The following is a 21625-nucleotide window of genomic DNA, read 5'->3' as shown; positions in this document are numbered from 1 at the left end:
CACATGACGTTGGGAATTGCGGCGGCCCGGACTCCTCGATGAGGTTGCTGCATATGGAGTTCCCCGTTTGTCAGCGCAACTTTCAAATCGTATGGCATAAGAAGCGATATCTATCTCCCGCTACGCGCAAATTTCGCGATTCGCTGGATTAGCGGACTGTTCAAATAATTTCAGGAAGGCGGTTGATCATGAACTCGATATCTTATCGGAAACCCGTGGCATGGGGCAAAGCACTTGGCAGTTTACTGTTTGTGCTGACCTGCCTGTTTCTGCTGTACGCAGCTTTTTTTATGGACACTTCCTTTATTCGTAAGTTTTTTTGTATCACATCAGCCATAATAGGGATTTCGTTTTTTGGAGGATATTTGGTTGTCAGCTTGCCAAAGGCGTTGAAATCAGACACGCGGTTGCTGACCTACGATCAAAATTCCATTTCAGATGGTACGCGGACCGTAGCCTGGGCGGAGATTACAAGCATCAGCTACAGCGGCCCTTCCATTCGGAAGTGGCTGCTTCCGAAATTACCAGTGCTGATATTTCATTTGAAAAACAGAGAGACCTGGACTGTAAATACGTATTATTTGTTGACCGATACCGAAATTCAGTCTGTCATGAAGCGCCTGCGGGGGCTGATCAGCCGTAACGGAAAGGAAACGAAATAGATCTGTACTGGAGATCTGCTTACATGAGTGAGCATAGTATATTTTCATCATGATTCCAATATTTCCACATAGCCTTTAGTACCGTCCACTCGAATCCTCTGTCCATCTTTTATAAGTTTTGTGGCATTTTCTACCCCAAGTAGCCGACACGAAAGCGATCGCCCTCTATACAAAATTTATCGAGCTGGGAAAAAGGAAGGTGCCGGACATGCGGAGCACCCTCTGTTTCGCCATAAAAAGAGGAGAACTGAACTTGCGCTCCCCGTGAGTGTTTAGAAGTTGAAGGCAAATTTGCTCAGTGAAAACAAAGTATTAGACTGGAGTTTCAGATCTGGCGCGAGTTTGTGACTTGGAGAATCGCCCAGCTTTTAAAAAATAAGTTTGTGTATTATCTTCTCACACGTAAAGAGGATTACAAAGATTTAGGCAGCCATTACTTTGAGCAACGACAGCAAGAAGCGATTGTGGGACAAGCCGTACGAAGACTCGAGAATCTTGGTTTTCAGGTTGCGTTATCTGCCCCACAAGCCTCTTAACGTTCTAATTCCTATACGACCAAGCAAGCACAGTTTTTAAAAACCATTAAAGCTGGGCTTAGTTTCGTGCTGCCATTTTCAGGTCTCTGCTAAGAGTGATTTTCGGGGTAGCGTAAAGCATCAGTGCTTTCAAGTATTGCTTTTATCCTCCTAACGCTGGACGACGAGCTCTCTTCCTTAACAATTTTAAAAGTACCGAGGTCTGCCGTATTCGCTGCATGAGGACCGCCACATATCTCTTTAGAGAATTTCCCCATCGAATACACCTTTACCTTTTGACCATACTTACTCTCGAATAACCCAATAGCCCCTGTGTTCTGCGCTTCTTCCAGTGTCATCTCTTCGGAGATAATTTCAACGCCCTCGGCAATCGCTTCGTTGACAAGCCTCTCGGTTGCCGCGATTTCCTCTACCGTCATTTTGCGATGGAAAGAAAAATCAAAACGCAGCCTCCCAGCCGTTATATTGCTGCCCTTTTGTGCTACCTCTTCGCCGAGCACCTTTCGCAATGCAGCATGTAGAAGATGAGTTGCCGTATGCAAATTAGCTGTATGCGTAGAATGATCCGCTAAGCCGCCTTTAAACTTTTGGGCTGCTCCAGCTTGGGATAATTCTCTATGCTTCTGAAAATTTTCTTTAAATCCTTCCAGATCGATGACGATAGAACGCTCTTTTGCCAGTTCCATCGTCAGTTCGATGGGGAACCCGTACGTATCGTAAAGTTTGAATGCTGCTCTGCCATCTAGTTGATCATTCTCCAACGAAATCGTAAGCTTGTCGAACTCACGAAGTCCCTGCGAGAGTGTTTTCTGAAAACGTGCTTCTTCCGCTTGGAACTCCCTAATAATCTTATCGCGGTTCCTTTGCAATTCCGGATATATGAGCTCGTATTTCTCAATTACTGCGTTAGCGACATTTGCCAAATTGCCTTCCTGAATACCCAATTCCATTGCGAATCGAAGAGCCCGACGAATTAATCTGCGCAGTACGTATCCTTGGTCGACATTAGACGGGGTAACGCCATACGTATCACCCAGGATAAATACGGCCGTCCGGGTATGATCCGCAACGATTCGATACGCTTTGGGCTGATCTACATATGTCGCCTCCGACAATGCTGCAATTTGAGCGAATATCGAAGTAAATAGATCACTATCGTAGACAGTTCCGCCATTCAATGCAATTAATACTCTCTCTAAGCCCATTCCCGTATCGATGTTTCTTTGATCAAGCGGCTCAAACTGGCCATCTGCCCTTTTGTTGTATTGCAAGAAGACATTTGTTCCAGAATTCGATATAACGCCCACAACCGCAGGCTGGTGAACAGGAAGGACCACAACGTTCTTTATCCGAAATGATGAAAATTTCTGTATCAGGACCGCAAGGACCTGTTTGACCTGCTGGGCCCCACCAATTATCGGCTTTGGGTAGGAAGAAAATTTCTTTCTCATCTTGACCTAATTCACGCCAAATGTCATACGACTCCTGATCACGAGGAGCATCAGCATCCCCTTCGAACACGGTAACCGCAATTTTTTGCTTGGGAATTGCGAGCCATTCGGGGGATGTGACGAACTCCCAACTCCACGCAATCGATTCTTGCTTGAAATAATCTCCCAGTGACCAGTTGCCCATCATTTCAAAAAAGGTGCAATGGGTATCATCACCGACTTCGTCGATGTCAACAGTACGTATGCATTTCTGAATATTAGTTAGCCTCGTTCCAGAAGGATGCTTTTCTCCAAGCAAATACGGTATCAGGGGGTGCATCCCAGCTGTCGTAAACAGAACTGTTGGATCGTTATCGGGTATAACAGAAGCACTTGAAATGACTTCATGACCCTTGGCTTGGAAAAACCGAATAAACTTCGTTCTAATTTCATCGGATGTATACAATTTCATCAATATTACCCCGTTCCATTCCGATTTTTTACAACAAAAAAACCGCCCCAAATATTGGGACGATTTTAATCGCGGTACCACCCAAGTTATTGTCCTCGCGCATAGCGAAACAATCAGCTCTTGTTGACTATAACGAGTCAAACCGGCGGGCATTAACCGCACTCCTGAACCGGCAACATACTAAGTTTCGTAGGATTTCACACCAAAACTTCCCTCTCTGAACGAAACGTAGCATATTTTGTTCATTCATTGATTTCATTTGTATCATTTCCTAATTATTGTTATTGTAGCCAGTTAGAATTCAGATGTCAATCGTGTATATTAGCAACCTGCATAATACTCGAAAAACCCACTCGTAATTAACGTAAACTGCCCGTTAGTTCAATAAAAAGAACGCTCCCGCGCCTTCGCTTTGGCTACGTCCTCCTCATTATATTCCATTTCCAATCACCAATTAAAGAACGTACGCGGGTAGCATGTAGTGCTTAAACAGGGGACTTATCTTAACCTAAGCACTAAGAAAATACTTTATTTTCACCGGACAGAATTTTCCTTCGATCAACTCTATCTCACTCCACTGTCACACTCTTGGCGAGATTGCGGGGCTTATCTACATCGTTTCCTTTGGCCAAGGATGCGTAGTAGGCCAGCAGTTGAAGCGGAATAACCGAGAGGGCAGGCGTCAACAGGGATAGGGTTCTTGGCAGGTAGATGGCGGCATCCACGAATTCAGACAGCTCTTCATTTCCCTCCAGCCCAATTCCGATGACATAAGCCCCTCTGGCTTTAACTTCCTTGATATTGCTTAATGTCTTCTCCAGCAGTTCCTCCTGCGCAGCCAGAGCGATTACCGGGACTCCTTCCTCGATCAAGGCCAGCGTTCCATGCTTAAGCTCGCCGGCAGCGTAGGCTTCTGAATGAATGTAAGAAATTTCCTTCAATTTCAAGGACCCTTCCTGGGCAATAGCAAAATCGAGACCTCGGCCAATGAAGAATAAGCTATTATGAGCCGCAATTTGCTTCGCAAATGACTCCATCTTAGCGGATTGTTGAAGAATATTCTCAACCTGCTCCGGCAGCTCTTGTAATGCCGCTATCGTCTTGCGAAGATCTGCCGCCTCAATTGTACCCAACACCTCGGCTAAGTATAATCCGAACAGATAGAAAGCAATTAATTGGGAAGTATAAGCTTTCGTTGAAGCAACGGCGATTTCCGGTCCCGCCCATGTGATGATCACGTCATCTGCTTCTCTGGCAACGGAGCTGCCGACCACATTGGTAATGGCCAGTACCCGGGCTCCTTGTCTTTTGGCCTCCCGTAGGGCGGCCAGCGTATCGGCTGTTTCCCCCGATTGGCTCACCACTACAACCAGCGTATCCTTCGTAATAATGGGAGAGCGATAACGATATTCCGATGCTACATCAGCCTCTACCGGAACTCGAGCCAGCCGTTCAATCACGGATTTTCCAACCAAACCGGCATGATAGGCCGTTCCGCATGCGACTACATGAATATTACGAATGCTTCGGATTTGATCCTCAGTCATCCGGATTTCATCAAGCACAATCTTACTTCCATCAGCATTAATCCGGCTTCCCATCGTGTCCCGATAAGCTTTGGGCTGCTCGTGGATTTCCTTCAGCATGAAGTGATCGTATCCGCCTTTTTCCGCAGTGGCGATGTCCCAATCGACATAAAATAATTCCCGGGAAATAATATCTCCCTCTAAAGTCATTAATTCGACATCATCTCTCGTCAAAACGGCCATTTCCCCATCGTTCAAAATGTAAATATCCCGAGTGTATGCCAAGACAGCGGGGATATCCGAGCCAATAAAATTCTCTCCTTGGCCGACGCCAATAATCAATGGGCTCGCTTGCCGGACTGCCACCAGCTTATCCGGTTCGTATTCCGTAATTACTCCAAGAGCATACGCTCCGCGAAGACGTTGGACCGCCTTCTGCACCGTCCGGACAATATCGCCATCATATAACTCAGCAATCAGATGGGAAATAACTTCCGTATCCGTCTCGGAGACAAAACGATGTCCTTTACCGATCAGTTCTTCTTTCAAAGAGAGATAATTTTCAATAATACCGTTATGAACGACGGAAAATTTCATCGCATTGTCGGTATGGGGGTGAGAATTAACATCTGAGGGCTTCCCATGAGTGGCCCATCGGGTGTGTCCGATTCCCACGCTCCCATTCAGAGGATCTTCCTGCAGCCGGGATTCCAATACGGCCAGACGCCCCTTCGCCTTCTTCACCTCCAGTCCGTTCGAGGTAAAGACAGCTACGCCTGCAGAATCGTACCCCCGGTACTCCAGCTTCTTAAGGCCGTCCAGCAAAATGGTTTGCGAATTCCGATCTCCAATGTATCCTACAATTCCGCACATAAATAAGATCCCCTCTCGATATGTTCGTCTTCTGACGATTGTCAAAGAATGCATAGCTTAAGCTAGAGGGTGCGATTCTCGCATCCTCGCCTTGCCTTCACTATGGAATCAAGATGGACTCTTGTTCACCCGGTCACCCGGATGGTTTGCCGTCCAACTTACGGCAGTTGATGGCTGCCGGAAGGTCCCCGCCGAAAACTTCGAACACCTTCACCTCGTCAACTTGCCGGCTTTATCCCCTGAATCATTAAGATGATCCCGGGAATCTCCGCAGCCTGCACAAGTTCTGGCGCTATTGAAATTGCTGCTTCTGCCCACCTTTCTACATATGAGTAAAAAATCTAATATACATAATATTGATTTTTGTGTCCCAAAGCAACTCTCTTAACAAAATTATTGAAAAAACGGTAGATTAGTCGCAGCTAATTATCCGCCTTTTCCACCAAAATTATTAAATAGATTAACCGCCTATTCCCCATGTTTCCGAAGCTTTGTCCATGTCTCACAGCATCTAATTTTTCTCGTCCCATACTCTACTTTGGATTCATTTCTTACTTCTATTGTCCTATAGTCTCATTTAGACAAAAATATCGGGTCACTCGTATTCAGCTCAAGTAGGACTTTGGGGATGCAGAGATCACACTGTGGTAGAAAGCATCTACGTTACTCGTATCCATCCCTTGCGTAGTCATAGCTCTATTTAGGTCGTGATGATGGATTAACGGTTTTTTATGCTTAGTAGGAATCCACAGTCAAAAAAAGCCCTGCGCGGCCCGGGAATAGGTCCCTTAGACTCGCAGCAAGGCTGATCTTGTCTTTATAAGTATATTGGATTAGACCTGGATCTTAATAAAATCAATTAAAACTAACATAACTCCTTACGGATGACCTCCGCAATTTGGTTGCCGTAGTCCTCAATCAGAGCTTTATCCGGACCTTCTACCATGACCCGCACCAGCGCCTCGGTACCGGAGGGACGAACCAGAACCCGGCCGTCTTCTCCGAGCTTCGCCTCCACCTCTTGAATGGCTTGTGCAATAGACTCATTCCCAGCCAGCTTGCTCTTGTCCGTTACCTTCACATTGATCAGCACCTGAGGGAATTTCTGCATCTTAAGCTTTAACTCGCTTAATTTTTTGCCTGATTGAATAACGGTATCCACAAGCTGCAGAGCGGACAGCATTCCATCTCCGGTCGTATTGTAGTCCAACAGAATGATATGGCCGGACTGCTCGCCGCCGATGTTGTAACCGCCCTTGCGCATTTCCTCCATCACATAGCGGTCCCCGACAGCCGTCTGTGCTGTATTGAATCCAAGCTCTCTGGCCGCTTTGAAGAAGCCCAGATTGCTCATCACGGTAGTTACCACCGTATTTTGCTTCAATCGGCCATCCAGCTTCATCGCTTCGCCGATTATCGTCAGTATATAATCTCCATCCACCTCTTCGCCCTTATCATCAATGGCAATAAGGCGATCGGCGTCCCCGTCGAAGGACAAGCCTAGATCGGCACCGTGACGCAGAACTTCCGCAGCCAGCGCTTCAGGGTGGGTGGAGCCGCACCGGTCGTTGATATTCACTCCGTTAGGCGCATCTCCGATGCTGATTACCTCTGCCCCCAGCTCCCGGAAAATCTTGGGCGCCAGCTCATAAGCTGCGCCATGGGCGCAATCCAATACGATCTTCAAACTGGAGAAGGACGATTTGACAGTTGTCTTAATATAGTTGGAATACTCATATTTAGCTTCCTCATCATCCGTAACGGTGCCCACATTCGCCCCCGTCGGCCGGGGGAGCTGGTCTTCCCCGGCTTCCAGCAGCTTCTCAATTTCGAGCTCCGTCTCATCGGACAGCTTGAAGCCATCACCGCCGAAGAACTTAATCCCGTTGTCCTCAACCGGATTATGAGATGCCGAGATCATGACCCCGGCGTCCGCCTTAAGCTTGCGGGTCAAATACGCGACCCCCGGTGTTGTAATCACACCAAGCCTAATTACATCCGCTCCGATAGAGAGCAAACCGGCAACCAATGCAGCCTCCAGCATAGGGCCGGAAATGCGTGTATCCCGGCCGATCAGTACTTTAGGACGGTTCACCTGCCCCGCGAGTACGAAACCTCCGCAGCGGCCAATCTTGTAGGCTAGCTCCGGGGTAAGCTCTTCATTCGCAATCCCCCGGACTCCGTCCGTGCCAAAATATTTCCCCATATATAATTTCTCCTCTTATTAGCTTAATTAATGTTTCTTCCTTCACTTGCTACTTTTCTTTAACTTCAACCGTTGCCTTGATTTCCTGCTGTTCTGCAGCTTTCTTAATGAAAGGCGGCAAATTCAAGTTAATCGGCAATTCGTATTGACCCGGCGGAAGATTGCTGACATCGACAACAGCTTGCAGGTCCGCTGCTTTCATCTGATTGAGCAGCTCGGGCGCTCCTTCCAGCGTGACATCCAGCTTTCCGGTTTCCGGAGTCACCAGATTAGCGACCAGGTTGTCCCCGACTCCAACTATCTCTATCTTGTGATTGGTAAAGGTCCGTGTCGCCGAAGGGGCGATTTCCACCGCAACCTCCACTTTCGTCGGATTGAGATTAATGATCTGGGCTTTCGGAACAAGATCGAGCGTTATCGTTTTGGACTCGTGCATGCCCGTCAAATCGATCTGCGGTCCTTCGTAAAATTCCATCTGGTCCAGGACCTCTTGAGGAGCGAATACCGTAACCTGCTCTACGCTCTGCTTCACCGACAACACGCTATATCCCGGATCCGGCTGGCCGACAAGCTTGATCTGCAGAGGCATCAGCTTGAACGGACTGGTCACCGGAACCTCCACATCCACTACTCGCGGGCTTACCTCGAGATCGTCCATCGGATTCCCGTCCTTGTCGTATACCGTTAATGTAACCTGCTTGCTCACTGATGAGTTGGCTCCGTCCACGTTGACTTCGGCCCGCGCCGAATCGACATCGTCCAGACGACTTTCAGGCACGGTTACATATACACGGCTCGGGGAGACAATGGGATTCCCCACTTTAAACCCTTCTGCAGGTATCCCTACAGGAGTTATTATAACATCCACTTCTTTCATTTGCTTCTCTTCGATGACCACTCTGACCGCTTGGGGAATAATCTCCGCGGTTACGTTATCCGGCAGGCCCGAAGAATGAAGGAAGACGGTGTACGTTCCGGACGAATATTTGGTCAAATCCGCCTTGACCTTGAAGGATTTGATAGAGGCCTTCTTCAAATCCGAGGGCTTCCCTCTGAGGATAACGGCGACTTCCGAAGGATCTATCAAGGAAACCTTATATTGGCTTTCATCATATTCCGCTTCAATTTTCACATTGTTGTATCTTAAATCACCGGTCAGATTGCTTACCGATCCACCGGGGCTCTGCACATCGATGCTGCGTACAACAGCCCATAACAGTACTCCGAGCAGAAGGGCGATGATTTTAACGACGGTATTATTTCTCAGCCATTTATCCATTCTGCTTCCGCCCCCATTTCCAGAAGGAGCCCCTCTTGGCTTTAGCCGGTGTCTTTAACTCCTCGTACAGTTTGGAGATCAGCGACTCCTCCTTGATATCTCTCACGACCAGACCGTTAAGGGCAAGCGAGATCTGGCCCGTCTCCTCCGACACGACAACACTGATCGCATCCGAGACTTCACTCATTCCTATCGCCGCCCGGTGCCGGGTACCCAATTCCTTGCTTATAAACGGATTTTCAGAAAGCGGCAGATAGCATCCCGCCGCCATAAGCCGGCTTCCGCGAATAATTACTGCGCCATCATGCAGGGGGGTATTCGGAATGAAAATGTTAATCAGCAGCTCGGCACTGATTTCCGATTCGACCCGTGTCCCGGACTCGATATATTCGTTCAATCCCGTCTGTCTTTCGAACACGATTAAAGCGCCGATCCGCCTGCGGGATAAATTCATGATGGTCTTCATGATCTCGCTGATGATTCGGTTAATCTCCTGATTCTCCTCGTTCGATGAACGGCTGAACAGCTTCCCGCGGCCCAACTGCTCCAAGGCGCGTCGAAGCTCAGGCTGGAAAATGATCAGAACGCCCATCACCCCGAACGTAAACATCTGATTCATCATCCACTGCAGAGTGTTCAACTGAAACCAGAGACTAATGCCCCAGGCAATGAACACCACGATAATCCCTTTCAACAGTTGAATCGCACGCGTGCCCCGAAGAAGGAGAATTAATTTATAAATTACGTAGCTTACAATCGTTATATCGACTATATCTTTAATGGAATCTTTGAGCGTTAGGTCGGTAAAGTAATCCATTAGCGTTCCCCCATTGGAACCGAGTAAAATCAGCGGATTCCTTTGTCTCTTTATATTAAATCATATCATATTTTCAACAAAAAACCTCCCCTTTATGAAAATAAGTGGGAGGTTGGAAAGCCACACCGGCAATCACTTGGAAAACAAGGAGAACGCTTCATTCAATTTAAACCACAGCCAGCCAAGCGCTTGGTCAATTTCTTTGATTTGGCCGGATATGGTAGCCGTTGAAGCCAACTGATAGCTTCCGTCAACGACCACTACGCTTCCCTCGACATCCCCTTCAATCTGGATATTGCCGTTCTTCACCATTAAGTCGCCCACTATGGTATGTCCGGCCGGCACATACACGGTGTTTCCTTTAATCACCACTTGGTCGAGGTTCTTTCCCTTGACGACGAAATCCGTATCCTGGTTCCAAAGGGTTAGAAAGCTGCTCAGCATGACAAGCAAAAAAACGGAGGCTACAGATATGGCTGGATGGCGTTTAATCCAATCGATCCAACGATTTGTCTTTCTTGATTCCGGGAGGCTGGCCATAATTCGGCTGGTCAAGCCGTCAGGTGCAGAGATGCGAGGCATCGACCGGATCATCGCTTCGGCGCGCTCCATCTGCTTAAACCTTTGCTTGCAGTCAGGGCATGCTATAAGATGCTCTTTCAACTCAAGCGACTCAGCCCTGTCTAGATTCCCATCCAAATAGTCGTGAATCCATCGGAGGGCTCCCTTGCAATCCATATTGAACTGCCCCTTTCCTCCATTGTTTATTACCATACGAAACAAACTACAGAATGTTTCATTTTTTAATCGCCAAATTCCGGTGACAATCTTTTACGTAAATATTCACGTCCCCGATGTACCCTTGTCTTTACGGTCGTTACAGGCATATCCAACACTTCCCCGATTTCCTGCAGCGACAGATCGTGCAAATAACGGAGGATTACAACCGATTTATATTTTTCCGGCAGCATGTCGATGGCTGAACGAATTTGCTGCTGAGTTTCGGACAGAAGAATCTGCCCTTCCGGTGAAACATCATCACTAGGCAGCATTGAATACCAATCAGCGCCTTCCCCGTCCGGCATTTCCGCATCTAAAGAGTAATTTGCTTTGCGCTTGCGCAGTTGGTCAATACATAAGTTGGTGGCAATCCGGTAAATCCAGGTGGAAAACTTCTGTTTTTCATCATACCGGTGCAAATTTTTATATACGCGCAGAAAAGTCTCCTGAACAATATCCTCAGCGGCATGGGCTTGGCTAAGCATGCGATAGGCCAGATGATAAATTCTATCTTTATATAGGTCCACTAACTCCGCGAATGCTTTGCGGTCTCCATTGCGGGACAGCTCAGCTAGTCGCGTTTCCACATAATTCACTGCCATTCCCCCAGCAAGCGGCGCCTCAATATGAACGCAGCTTAATTGCATAACAGCATCTTTGCCCGACCCGCTCCATTCCCAAGGATGACAAGAATGGTCTTCATCATGTGACTCTATCCTATTGGCAAGGCAAGGATCCTTATAAACACTTCAACTAGTATCGTAATCGAATTTATCCAAAAAAGCAAAATAAAAAGTCGGGCACCCGAAGGCTCCCGACTCCACTGTAAAAAAGGGTTTCTAGATGAGACCAGTGCCCGGTCTTAACCCGTATTGCGCATTCCTGCGGCAATTCCGTTAATGGTCAGAAGCACTTCACGCAGCAGCGTTGGGTCGTCTTCCTGTTTCTCCCGAATTGCCCTTAACTCTGTAAGCAGTTCTACCTGCATATAGCTTAGAGGATCGACATAAGGATTCCTCAGGCGAATAGACTCTTGGAGGTTAGGGTCATTATCCATAATTTCTTGCTGCCCGGTTATAAGCAGAAGAATCTTCGATGTTAATTCATATTCTTCCCGAATTAGTTCATAAATACGCTCGGCGATGGACGGATCCTTCACCATTCTTCCATATTCCTTAGCAATATTCAAATCGGCTTTGGCTAGTGCCATCTGCAAATTATCGATGGTCGTGCGGAAGAACGGCCATTTCTGATACATCTCCCGAAGCGTGGCCAGATTCTCGGGTTTGTCGTTATAGAAGCTCTGCAAGCCGGTTCCCGAAGCATACCACGCAGGGAATAAATAACGGCATTGTGTCCATGCGAATACCCATGGAATTGCCCGCAAATCTTCGAACCGGTCACTGTTGCTTCTCTTCGATGGGCGCGAACCGATGTTCAATTCCCCAATCTCCTTAAGCGGGGTAGACTCTCTGAAGAAGGTCAGGAAGTCCTTGTCCCTGAAGACCAGGTCCTGATACTTGTTCAGGGAAGCTTGCGAAATCTGCTCCATAATCTCTTCCCACTCGGAGGCGCAAGCCTCATTCTGTGAAAGCTTGGCGTACATTCCTACTTTAATTAAAGCAGAGGTTGCCTGCTCCAGACTCCGGTAGGCAATGCCTTTAACGGAATATCTCTGGGAGAGAACTTCTCCCTGCTCCGTAATCTTGACACCGGCGCCCAGCGTCTGAGGCGGCTGAGCCATAACACTCCGGTACAGCGGCATTCCGCCCCGGCCCAGAGCTCCACCCCGGCCATGGAAGAACTTCAATTTGATATCAAATTGGTTAGCCATCTCGGTGATGTTCTCCAGAGCAGAACGAAGCTCCCAATTAGCGGTTAATACTCCGCCATCTTTATTGCTGTCGGAATATCCTAGCATGATTTCCTGGAGCGGGTTCAAGTCGTCCAAGCTGGCCCGGTAAGCCGGAATTTCGAACAGTGTTCGCATGATTTCCGGAGCCGCGTGCAAATCGTCCACCGTTTCAAACAACGGAACCGGCTGCAGTGTGCACAGAACCTTGCCGTCCTTCTCACGACGATATAATCCGACTTCCTTGCTGAATACCATAACTTCCAACAAATCACTGGCCGATTCCGTCATACTGATCAGGTAGCTGGAGATGCAATCCTGGCCGAAGAGAAGCTGTGCTTCTTTGACCGTCTTAAACACGTCCAAACATTCCTGGGTAGACTCGGAATAATCCATGTAAGGAGAAGTAATCAGCCTGGGATCATTCAACACTCCGGTGAGAAGCTCAACCTTCGCGGCTTCATCTAATTCTGAGTAGTTGGAGACTATACCCATGCGTGCAAGAACCTCGGTCATCGCGGATTCGTGTTCTCTGCTGTGCTGTCGAATATCCAGCTTCGCCATATGGAAACCGAATAGCTCCACTTGTCTGATCAGCTTCAGCAAGTAATGATCCGCTACAAAGTCCGCATAATGATTCCTCAGGCTCCGCTCAATGATCTCCAGATCCTGGATAAACTGCTTCGGTGACGAATATTTACCTTCCTCTTCCGAATTACGGCTGCCCGTATTGTGGATCTTCTCCAGCATATAGGTCAGTTTAACCCGATAAGGCTCTTTCTCATTGCGCCAAGGTTCTTCCTTCTTTAATTGTACGAGGGAACGGTCCTCCTCGATCGATTGCAGCAATTCATCCGTAACGCTGACGATATTTTTGCTGAAGGTCATATGACTGGCCATCGTACGCAGCGCCTCTTCATATTTGGCCAGGGCTACTTCACGGTGCATAAGTAAAGTTTGCCACGTTACGTTCGCCTTAACCGATGGGTTACCATCTCGGTCGCCACCTATCCAGGAGCCAAATCTTAGAAAATTAGGGACATGCCAATTTTCACCCGGGTAGTATTTCTCCAGGCAGCGCTCCACTTCTGCATACACATTCGGAAGCACATCGAACAAAGTTTCGTCGAAATAATATAATCCATTGCTCACTTCATCCAGAACCGTCGGCTTCCGGTCGCGAAGCTCATCGGTTTGCCATAAAGTCAACACTTCGGCCAACAATCTGTCGCGAAGCTGCTCCCGCTCCCGTACGGTAAGCATGGGATTATCCAGTTCCATTACATCGTCGGAAATCCGGCGGTGAATATCCAATACGGCTCTTCGTGTAGCCTCCGTAGGATGGGCAGTGATCACCAGCTCCAAAGAGATACGGCCCATAATTTCCAGTACGTCGTCTACGGCCAGATTCCTTTCTTTAAGCTCTTTAACCGCGCTTTCGATCGATCCCGGCTGGATAGACTCTCCCGCAGAACGCTCATAATCCTTCTTGCGGCGAATCCGGTGATTTTGCTCGGCAATATTGACTAATTGGAAATAAATGGCGAACGCCCGGATGACCTGGTGGCGAATATCCGGATCGAACGATTTGATCGTTTCTTTAATTTCGTTGTAAACCTCCCGATCAAATTGCGTTCGCAATGTCTTGCTCATCTCTCTGATCTTCTCAACGATTTCAAGCAGCTCATTCCCGCCCTGATGCACTAATACATCGCCTAGTATATTTCCTAGAAAGCGGACATCTCTGCGAAGTAAACTGCTAGGTTGGTTCTTGGCTAGTGCATTCGTACTTTCCGACATCCAATTCACCTCATTTTTGTCATAACCTTAAGGAGCTTTCTCAACCGCGAACATTTCTTCACATTCATTTATTTTATCATAAAAATCCAGAATGAATATACATCTTTATAGATTTAGTGAAAAGTTCCAAGGATCCTTCTGTTTCGCACATATGAAAGAGACACCCCCGGGTGTCTCTTTCCAACGTCAATATGTTTTGCTTATTCGTGTTCGCTTTTCGCTTTTTGAATGATTTCGGCGTATTTGTCCAAAGTTTCTTTAACATCCTTCTTATCAATAACGACTTCACTCAGCGATTCGTTGATCGCCTTGTTCACATCCGCCCAATAAGGAACGTTAGGCAGCGGCTTGGCCACTTTCAAGCCCTCTTGAACCGCTTCGAAATACGGCTTCTGCCAATCCTCTACCTCGCCGTAAACATCGCTTCTAAAGGAAGGCCAACCCAACTTCGTAATCAATTGCTCTTGAACTTCTTTGGACATTAAATATTCCATAAATTCCAGCGCCAGCTCTTTGTTAGACGATCCGACCGGAATCCCCATTACTTCTCCGCCCAACGTTTTAACTGCGCCTTCGGGGCCGCTGAAGCCGGCATTCGCTTTAATCTCGGTCTTGCCGCCGTCTTTAACGATAATATTCACGCCAAACGGCCAGTTAGGCGCATAGTATACGGATTCGCTTGCCAGGAAGCTGTTTGTCGAGCTGAAGCTTGCTTTTAACGTATCTTCGGATAGATAAGGCCACAGCTCCTGCAGGTAAGTATAGGCCTTAATCGTTCCTTCGTCATTTAATACAAGCGGATCTCCACCGGCTTGACGAATAAATTCGACGATTTCTATCACATCGCCGGTCAGTTTGATTTTCAGGGCGACTCTTCCGAGCTGCTCCTTCTCTTTCAACGTCTTTGCAACATGAAGAAGCTCGTCCCAGGTTTTAGGCGCCTCTAGCCCATACTGCTGGAATTTGTTTTCGTTATAATAATTGATTTCAACGTTTGGTCTATAGGGCAGGAAGTAAGTTTTACCATCAAATTCTCCCGCTGTCACCAATCCTTCGATCGCTTCACCGGGAATTTTGTCCTTATAAGCGGACAAGTCTTCCACGAGCCCTTTGGAAACAAGAAGCGATGTATTATTCACGTCTTGGGCAATTAAGTCGATTTCCATCTTGTTAGCCTGCTTCATGGCCTCCAGCTTTTTCACAACATCCTGGGCCTCTACCTGCAGCGCTTCGATTTTCGCATTATGCTTCTTTTCGAAAGCGGGAATAATGTCCTGCTTCATAACCGCCCATTCTTCTTCACTTAATGCCATCGTCACCGTGAGCTTTTTAGGCTGCTCTCCCGATGCTCCGGATCCTTCGGACGAAGGTGTCGAGTTCTTGGCGCAACCTGCGACGACCCCGGATACCATAACTGTTGTGAGACCTACAGCCAGTAGCTTGCTCATATTGCTTTTCATTCAGTAACCCCTCCGATGATGTATAATGTATTTTTTCCCGCTAAGAGCTGATATATCACCCTTTGACGGCGCCCCCTAAATAATCGGACTTCAAATATCTTTGGAAAATAAAAGTGATTATGAATACCGGAATAGCAAGTATCGTCGCATAAGCGGCTTGCTGGAAGAACCCTCCTCTCTCAACGTAATAGTAAATTTGAAGCGGCATTGTTTTCGTAGAGAGCGACAGATACAGCGCATAAGTAAAGTCGTTCCATGAGTTAAGCCAAACATACAAGGCGGCTACCGCTATTCCTTGCATGGCAACCGGAAGAATTATCCTGATCAGTGCCTGCATTCTGGTGGCTCCATCGACATAAGCCGCTTCTTCAAGTTCTATCGGAATGGAAGAGAAATTGGCGACCAGAATCCATGCCATGAACGGCAGCTGTCCGATTAGATGCGCCAACACCAATCCAATATCCGTGTCAAGCAGATTCCATTTCAGGAAAGTGACCGAAATAGGAAGGGCAATCCCTACAATAGGGAACATCTTCGTAAAGAAAAGTGTAAGGATATAGCCGTACTTCGCTTTGGTGCCCATTCGGGAAATGGCATACGATGCCGGCGCCACGATTAGAATCGCTATAATCATCGTAAGAGACGCTACCGTAAAGCTTTTTCTTAACGGCGGCCATAGGTTGCCCGATTCGAAAATTTGCTTCCAATGTTTAAAAGTCACCTCATGGATCAGAAAGGTCGGATGCTGCGTCAGTACTTCTCCGGGCTGGCTAAACGATATTTTCACCAGGATATATACGGGCGCGATCATAAGGAAACTTATAAAGATGACCGCCGCATAAAGCCCTGCTCTGGAAACCCAGCTTTTACTTGCCAACGTTCAGCCCCTCCCCTCTATCAACAAATTTGAGGTACAACAAGACGAATATGACGATAAGGAGAAGCAGTATGGTCGAAGCTGCTCCAGATGCGCTCAGATTGTTATAAGCGTACTCTTCGTAAGCGTATGTCGATAGGAACGGCACCGCTTTACCCACCAGTATTTGCGGCAATTCAAAAATCCGGAAGGAATCGACGGCCCGCAAAATGATCGTCATCGTAATCGTCGGCTTGAGCAGCGGCAGAGTCACGTTTCTGAAGGTCTGCCATTTCGATGCCCCATCGATGCTGCTTGCCTCATAGATCTCTTTGGAAATCGACTCCAGTCCCGCCAGAAGCAGCAGCACTACAATAGGGAGCACCTTCCACGTATCGGCGAAAGCTACAACAAACAGACTCTTCCAATCCCCGCTTGTCCAGTTGATGGGGACTTGAATCATACCAAGACGATACAGCAATTCATTCAAATAACCTTGGGTTCCGAATACGTAAAGCAGAGTAACCCCGGATACAAGGGTAGGGATACCCATCGGCATTAGCACCAAAGAGCGGATAATGCCCTTGCCCTTGAAGGTTTGCTTCAGAATTATGGCAATGCCAAGTCCCGCCGTAATCTGAATCGTCAAACCGATGACTGTGATCCCGATCGTGTTCCAGATTGCTCTGGAGAAGTTAGGCTTATTAAATAAGTACTGATAAACGGATAGTGTCCACTCTCCGGTCGACGGATCCTGGAAGCCCATCGAAATCGTCTTCAAGATCGGAATTATCGTAAATCCGAGAATGTATATGGAAAGCGGAAGGACAAATAATATTTCCAAATAATATTTTTTCATGAACCTCAACATGCATCACCTCGTCGGCTCGTCTACTTCTAATAATTCCTTCTGGCGAAATCTACAAATTTGAATTTATCCGGCGTATGCCTCGATTCCGTATATTGGAACAGAGTCGTATCATTTAAATAAACATAGTTCTGTACTACGACCACCATGTTGTAGTGATGCAAGTCCAAATATTGTTTATCTTCTTCCGTAGCTTCCTGAACGGATATCACCTTTTTTGCATATCCGATTTCCAGGCAGAGCGTTTTCTCAATATATTCGTATATCGATTCTTCACAGATCTTGATAGTCAGATCCGGCACACATTTCTTCTTGAAGTAATCTTTGTCCAGAATGATTCTTTCGTCGCCGATATGCCTTACCCGGACAACCTCCCATACTTCATCCTCTTCGTCTGTTTCTAACTGGGTGGCAAGGAACAGGTCCGGCTTAATGATTTTTAACTTCTCCACGACGGTTTTGGATGACCTTCCGAGCTGCTTGGACAATTCCTTAAAGCTGACCAAGCCTGAGATAGGGAAGTTAAATCGTTTGATCTCCAGTACGATGGAGCCCTTGCCGCGGATCTTCTGAATGTAGCCGTTTTGGGATAAAAGATTGAGCGCCTTACGTACCGTCTCCCGCGATGTATCATATTGAAGGACAAGCTCATTCTCCGAAGGAAGAAAGGTATTCGCTTCGTATTCTCCCTTCTCGATTTTTCCGATGACATCGCGATATATCATCATATACTTTTTGTTCATGGCGCCTCCTCGAACTTGTCATAGGTTTTCAAATGATAAACAATTGATTCATAGGGGCGTAAATTTAACCTTCGATAATCCATTGAAGAATCCTCATAGTTCGAAATTAATATTTCGCTTCTATAACCATCTAAATCAAGATCTGCCGGCAGCTCGAAGCTCGAACGTTTATTGGCAAAATTATTGATCACAAGCAATTTCTCTCCAGGGGCCGACCGAATATAGGCAAAAATATGCGGATCTTCCTTCAGAATGAGCCGGTAGTCGCCATCAATGATAATGTCATACTTCTTGCGGAGGTCGATCAGCTTCCGATAATGGTAGAAGACCGAGTCCTCATCCTCCAGTGCAGCTTCTACATTAATTCTTTTGTAGCTTGAAGCTGTCTTGATCCATGGAGTGCCTGTTGTAAACCCCGAATTTACGGATGCATTCCACTGCATAGGAGTTCGTGAATTATCGCGCGACCTTTTCTTGATGATCTCCATGATTTGCGGCTCGTCCTTGCCGGCGCTCTTCATTAATTCATACATGTTTAGGGTTTCCACATCGCGATAATCGTTTATATCGTCAAATTTCGGATCAATCATCCCGATTTCCTCTCCCTGATAGATAAAAGGAGTTCCTTGCATCATATGGATCGTCGTCGCGAGCATTTTGGCCGATTGTTTATGATACTCGCCGTCATCGGCATACCGTCCTACAATTCTGGGCTGATCATGGTTGCACCAGAACAACGCATTCCAGCCGCCGCCCTTATGCATCTCCACCTGCCAGTCCGACAGAACCTGCTTTAGGGCTACGAGATCGAAGTCTCCAAGCTCCCACTTCTCTCCATTCGGATAATCGACTTTCAAATGATGAAAATTGAATACCATATTCAGCTCTTGACGCTCGGGGTTCGTATATTTAATACAGTGGTCTATGGTAGTCGATGACATTTCTCCAACCGTGATCATCTTGTACTTGGAGAATACTTCCCGATTCATCTCATGCATCCATTCATGCACTCTGGGGCCGTCCGTATAATACTTCCTTCCGTCCCCGGAATCATCGTCCGGAAACCTTCGATCCTTCGAGATAAGATTAATGACGTCGAGTCTGAACCCTTCTACCCCTTTTTGAAGCCAAAAGTGCATGATATCGTAGACCTTCTGTCTGACCTCATCATTCTCCCAGTTTAAGTCCGCTTGTGTCTCATCAAACAGATGCAAATAATAGGCGCCCGTTTGTGGATCGAATTTCCAAGCAGATCCTCCAAATTTAGACTGCCAGTTGTTCGGTTTTTTACCATCCTCTGTCTTCTTCCATATATAGTAATTTCTATACGGATTGTTTTCCGATTGACGAGACTGCTTAAACCATTCATGCTCTGTTGAAGTATGATTGACTACAATATCCATAATGATTTTAATGTTTCTCCGGCGAGCCTCTTGAACTAAATGTTCGAAGTCCTCCATCGTCCCATATTTCTCGTCAATACGGTGATAATTGCTTATATCATACCCATTATCCCTTTGGGGGGATTCATAGATCGGAGTTAACCAAATGACGTCGATTCCCAATTTGACGAAGTAATCCAACTTCTGAATAATACCGTTGATGTCGCCAATTCCGTCTCCGTTGGAGTCCATAAAGCTTTTCGGATAAATTTGATAAATCGTACTTTTCTTCCACCAGGCGCTCTCCGGCCTCTTGTTTAAATGCAATGCAATCCATCCTTTAGTTAATCGTGCTAAGTATTCATCGAAATGAAATCATGTATATACATGATTTTCCTTAAAAATATAATAAAATGACAATATAATGATCGAATTAAATCAAACATGTATATACAGGTTCGATTATATTATAAGGAGCGACATTTGACAATAAAATAATTCAGGAAAAAAATAACGATCTGTCGCAACAGGTCAATTAAAAATAAAAAACTCCTTATCGGATAAGGAGTTTTAAACATTGCGGAATCTGAACTTCGCTTTGTCTCGGTATGGAACAAGCAGCTTCCAATTAAATAAAAAAACCTTGCTATCTAAGCAAGGTTCACTTCGTTATCTTTGGAAGCGGGTGATGGGAATCGAACCCACGCTACCAGCTTGGAAGGCTGGAGTTCTACCATTGAACTACACCCGCATGATAACCCACAATGATGAGTCTTGTTGTGGGAGTCATGACATAAATATCGGGACGACACGATTTGAACATGCGACCCCCTGGTCCCAAACCAGGTGCTCTACCAAGCTGAGCTACGTCCCGAAGATGTTATATCGCCGCATGAAGAAAGTGGCGTGCCCTGAGAGATTCGAACTCCCGACCTTTTGATTCGTAGTCAAACGCTCTATCCAGCTGAGCTAAGGGCACTTATTGGAGCGGACGACGGGATTCGAACCCGCGACCCTCGCCTTGGCAAGGCGATGCTCTACCACTGAGCCACGTCCGCATTTTCAATCACGCATTCTAATATAACAAGTTTTCTTAGAAAAGTCAAGTGTTTATTTGAATGCGCGTGGAGGGACTTGAACCCCCACGGTCTCCCGCTAGATCCTAAGTCTAGTGCGTCTGCCAATTCCGCCACACGCGCATATCAAATGGTGAGCCATGGAGGACTCGAACCTCCGACACCCTGATTAAAAGTCAGGTGCTCTACCGACTGAGCTAATGGCTCGCATTCTTCCGACAATAATCGGAATACTCGGCTAAGCTTATCTGCTTAAGAGTAAAATGGCTGGGGATCCAGGATTCGAACCTGGGCATGACGGAGTCAAAGTCCGTTGCCTTACCGCTTGGCTAATCCCCATTATAAAAGAACTGGTGCCGTCGAGAGGACTTGAACCCCCAACCTACTGATTACAAGTCAGTTGCTCTACCAATTGAGCTACAACGGCTAATAGTATGTCCATACCACCGAAAATTATACAGTGGTGGACGCTGACGGGATCGAACCGCCGACCCTCTGCTTGTAAGGCAGATGCTCTCCCAGCTGAGCTAAGCGTCCAAAATAATGACCCGTACGGGATTCGAACCCGTGTTACCGCCGTGAAAGGGCGGTGTCTTAACCGCTTGACCAACGGGCCAGACTGAAGCTTCCAACCGGGCTCGAACCGGTGACCTCATCCTTACCATGGATGCACTCTACCTACTGAGCTATGGAAGCATGGCTCCCCGAACAGGACTCGAACCTGTGACAACTCGGTTAACAGCCGAGCGCTCTACCAACTGAGCTATCAGGGAACGTTCGCTTGGCAACGTCCTTCCGCATCGGTTGTGCCGCTTCTCGAAACTCTTCAAGGTCGGCATCGGAATCCACTGCTTGGGCCGGGCCAGCTTCTTGGCTTTCTTCGTTCAAAGATTCCGCACACTCTCCTTCGGGAGAGATGAAGTCTTCTTTGAAGTAACCGCTTGGCAACGTCCTACTCTCCCAGGACCCTTCGGTCCAAGTACCATCGGCGCTGGAGGGCTTAACGG

15 protein-coding genes and 12 tRNA genes are annotated in these 21625 nt (G+C 47.0%); 1 reads left to right on the top strand and 26 read right to left on the bottom strand.

What is annotated here, in order from left to right; genetic code table 11:
* Positions 1 to 188: 188 nt before the first annotated feature.
* The gene (locus ACFQ03_RS16815) at positions 189 to 662 is read left to right on the top strand and encodes a DUF5381 family protein (protein WP_379289572.1); all 474 of its coding nucleotides are present in this window, start codon (positions 189 to 191) and stop codon (positions 660 to 662) included.
* A gap of 625 nt (positions 663 to 1287) precedes the next feature.
* On the opposite strand, the gene ACFQ03_RS16810 is transcribed toward ACFQ03_RS16815, so the two are convergent.
* The 26 genes from ACFQ03_RS16810 to ACFQ03_RS16685 all read right to left on the bottom strand — a co-directional run bounded on the left by ACFQ03_RS16810 (position 1288) and on the right by ACFQ03_RS16685 (position 21391).
* Positions 1288 to 2469: an alanine--tRNA ligase-related protein gene (locus ACFQ03_RS16810; protein WP_379289570.1), complete on the bottom strand. Its 1182-nt coding sequence runs from the start codon at positions 2467 to 2469 to the stop codon at positions 1288 to 1290.
* Positions 2435 to 3100 carry an alanine--tRNA ligase-related protein gene (locus tag ACFQ03_RS16805; RefSeq protein ID WP_379289568.1) on the bottom strand — a complete coding sequence of 222 codons (666 nt, stop codon included), beginning with the start codon at positions 3098 to 3100 and terminating at the stop codon, positions 2435 to 2437. The genes ACFQ03_RS16810 and ACFQ03_RS16805 overlap by 35 nt, the downstream gene beginning before the upstream one ends.
* Before the next feature lie 569 nt (positions 3101 to 3669).
* A complete protein-coding gene (gene glmS, locus ACFQ03_RS16800) occupies positions 3670 to 5499 on the bottom strand; it encodes a glutamine--fructose-6-phosphate transaminase (isomerizing) (protein ID WP_379289566.1) in 1830 nt (609 codons plus the stop codon).
* An 865-nt stretch (positions 5500 to 6364) separates the two neighbouring features.
* On the bottom strand, positions 6365 to 7705 hold the full coding sequence (gene glmM, locus ACFQ03_RS16795; RefSeq protein WP_144941909.1) for a phosphoglucosamine mutase: 1341 nt from the start codon (positions 7703 to 7705) through the stop codon (positions 6365 to 6367).
* A 49-nt stretch (positions 7706 to 7754) separates the two neighbouring features.
* Entirely contained in the window at positions 7755 to 8984 is a 1230-nt protein-coding gene (locus ACFQ03_RS16790; protein WP_144941911.1) for a CdaR family protein, read from the bottom strand.
* A complete protein-coding gene (gene cdaA / locus ACFQ03_RS16785; RefSeq protein WP_144941914.1) occupies positions 8977 to 9801 on the bottom strand; it encodes a diadenylate cyclase CdaA in 825 nt (274 codons plus the stop codon). Before cdaA ends, ACFQ03_RS16790 begins: the two co-directional genes overlap by 8 nt.
* A gap of 132 nt (positions 9802 to 9933) precedes the next feature.
* The gene (locus ACFQ03_RS16780) at positions 9934 to 10539 is read right to left on the bottom strand and encodes a zf-HC2 domain-containing protein (protein ID WP_379289563.1); all 606 of its coding nucleotides are present in this window, start codon (positions 10537 to 10539) and stop codon (positions 9934 to 9936) included.
* Positions 10540 to 10604: 65 nt separating this feature from the next.
* On the bottom strand, positions 10605 to 11177 hold the full coding sequence (gene sigW, locus ACFQ03_RS16775) for an RNA polymerase sigma factor SigW (RefSeq protein ID WP_150960619.1): 573 nt from the start codon (positions 11175 to 11177) through the stop codon (positions 10605 to 10607).
* A 266-nt stretch (positions 11178 to 11443) separates the two neighbouring features.
* Positions 11444 to 14233, bottom strand: coding sequence for a phosphoenolpyruvate carboxylase (gene ppc, locus ACFQ03_RS16770; RefSeq protein ID WP_379289561.1), 2790 nt, complete (start codon positions 14231 to 14233; stop codon positions 11444 to 11446).
* Positions 14234 to 14433: 200 nt separating this feature from the next.
* Positions 14434 to 15693, bottom strand: a complete 1260-nt coding sequence (locus ACFQ03_RS16765) for a sugar ABC transporter substrate-binding protein (protein WP_144941754.1) — start codon at positions 15691 to 15693, stop codon at positions 14434 to 14436.
* A gap of 55 nt (positions 15694 to 15748) precedes the next feature.
* The gene (locus ACFQ03_RS16760) at positions 15749 to 16570 is read right to left on the bottom strand and encodes a carbohydrate ABC transporter permease (protein WP_225312826.1); all 822 of its coding nucleotides are present in this window, start codon (positions 16568 to 16570) and stop codon (positions 15749 to 15751) included.
* On the bottom strand, positions 16560 to 17420 hold the full coding sequence (locus ACFQ03_RS16755; RefSeq protein ID WP_379289559.1) for a carbohydrate ABC transporter permease: 861 nt from the start codon (positions 17418 to 17420) through the stop codon (positions 16560 to 16562). The genes ACFQ03_RS16760 and ACFQ03_RS16755 overlap by 11 nt, the downstream gene beginning before the upstream one ends.
* A 26-nt stretch (positions 17421 to 17446) precedes the next feature.
* Positions 17447 to 18160, bottom strand: a complete 714-nt coding sequence (gene treR, locus ACFQ03_RS16750) for a trehalose operon repressor (RefSeq protein ID WP_379289557.1) — start codon at positions 18158 to 18160, stop codon at positions 17447 to 17449.
* A complete protein-coding gene (gene treC / locus ACFQ03_RS16745) occupies positions 18157 to 19869 on the bottom strand; it encodes an alpha,alpha-phosphotrehalase (RefSeq protein WP_379289555.1) in 1713 nt (570 codons plus the stop codon). The genes treR and treC overlap by 4 nt, the downstream gene beginning before the upstream one ends.
* Before the next feature lie 353 nt (positions 19870 to 20222).
* Positions 20223 to 20293, bottom strand: a tRNA-Gly gene (locus ACFQ03_RS16740).
* Positions 20294 to 20342: 49 nt separating this feature from the next.
* Positions 20343 to 20416, bottom strand: a tRNA-Pro gene (locus tag ACFQ03_RS16735).
* 28 nt (positions 20417 to 20444) lie between these two features.
* Positions 20445 to 20521: transfer RNA gene (locus ACFQ03_RS16730), tRNA-Arg, on the bottom strand.
* A gap of 4 nt (positions 20522 to 20525) precedes the next feature.
* Positions 20526 to 20600 (bottom strand) — tRNA-Gly (locus ACFQ03_RS16725).
* A gap of 61 nt (positions 20601 to 20661) precedes the next feature.
* Positions 20662 to 20741, bottom strand: a tRNA-Leu gene (locus ACFQ03_RS16720).
* Between the two features lie 8 nt (positions 20742 to 20749).
* Positions 20750 to 20825, bottom strand: a tRNA-Lys gene (locus tag ACFQ03_RS16715).
* A 57-nt stretch (positions 20826 to 20882) separates the two neighbouring features.
* Positions 20883 to 20957: transfer RNA gene (locus ACFQ03_RS16710), tRNA-Gln, on the bottom strand.
* A gap of 12 nt (positions 20958 to 20969) precedes the next feature.
* Positions 20970 to 21045, bottom strand: a tRNA-Thr gene (locus ACFQ03_RS16705).
* A gap of 34 nt (positions 21046 to 21079) precedes the next feature.
* Positions 21080 to 21155, bottom strand: a tRNA-Val gene (locus tag ACFQ03_RS16700).
* 7 nt (positions 21156 to 21162) lie between these two features.
* A tRNA-Glu gene (locus ACFQ03_RS16695) sits at positions 21163 to 21234 on the bottom strand.
* A 7-nt stretch (positions 21235 to 21241) separates the two neighbouring features.
* Positions 21242 to 21314: transfer RNA gene (locus ACFQ03_RS16690), tRNA-Thr, on the bottom strand.
* A gap of 1 nt (position 21315) precedes the next feature.
* Positions 21316 to 21391 (bottom strand) — tRNA-Asn (locus ACFQ03_RS16685).
* Positions 21392 to 21625: the final 234 nt, after the last annotated feature.

It is taken from the genome of Paenibacillus residui, assembly GCF_042677205.1.
Lineage (GTDB): Bacteria > Bacillota > Bacilli > Paenibacillales > NBRC-103111 > Paenibacillus_L > Paenibacillus_L residui.
This window is presented reverse-complemented; position numbering and strand designations above follow the sequence as displayed.

Coding starts and splice junctions, on each gene's coding strand:
- ACFQ03_RS16780 (WP_379289563.1), bottom strand. CDS start 10,539: ATGGATTGCAAGGGAGCCCTCCGATGGATTCACGACTATTTGGATGGG.
- ppc (WP_379289561.1), bottom strand. CDS start 14,233: ATGTCGGAAAGTACGAATGCACTAGCCAAGAACCAACCTAGCAGTTTA.
- ACFQ03_RS16815 (WP_379289572.1), top strand. CDS start 189: ATGAACTCGATATCTTATCGGAAACCCGTGGCATGGGGCAAAGCACTT.
- glmM (WP_144941909.1), bottom strand. CDS start 7,705: ATGGGGAAATATTTTGGCACGGACGGAGTCCGGGGGATTGCGAATGAA.
- treR (WP_379289557.1), bottom strand. CDS start 18,160: ATGAACAAAAAGTATATGATGATATATCGCGATGTCATCGGAAAAATC.
- ACFQ03_RS16790 (WP_144941911.1), bottom strand. CDS start 8,984: ATGGATAAATGGCTGAGAAATAATACCGTCGTTAAAATCATCGCCCTT.
- glmS (WP_379289566.1), bottom strand. CDS start 5,499: ATGTGCGGAATTGTAGGATACATTGGAGATCGGAATTCGCAAACCATT.
- ACFQ03_RS16765 (WP_144941754.1), bottom strand. CDS start 15,693: ATGAAAAGCAATATGAGCAAGCTACTGGCTGTAGGTCTCACAACAGTT.
- ACFQ03_RS16805 (WP_379289568.1), bottom strand. CDS start 3,100: ATGAAATTGTATACATCCGATGAAATTAGAACGAAGTTTATTCGGTTT.
- ACFQ03_RS16755 (WP_379289559.1), bottom strand. CDS start 17,420: ATGTTGAGGTTCATGAAAAAATATTATTTGGAAATATTATTTGTCCTT.
- cdaA (WP_144941914.1), bottom strand. CDS start 9,801: ATGGATTACTTTACCGACCTAACGCTCAAAGATTCCATTAAAGATATA.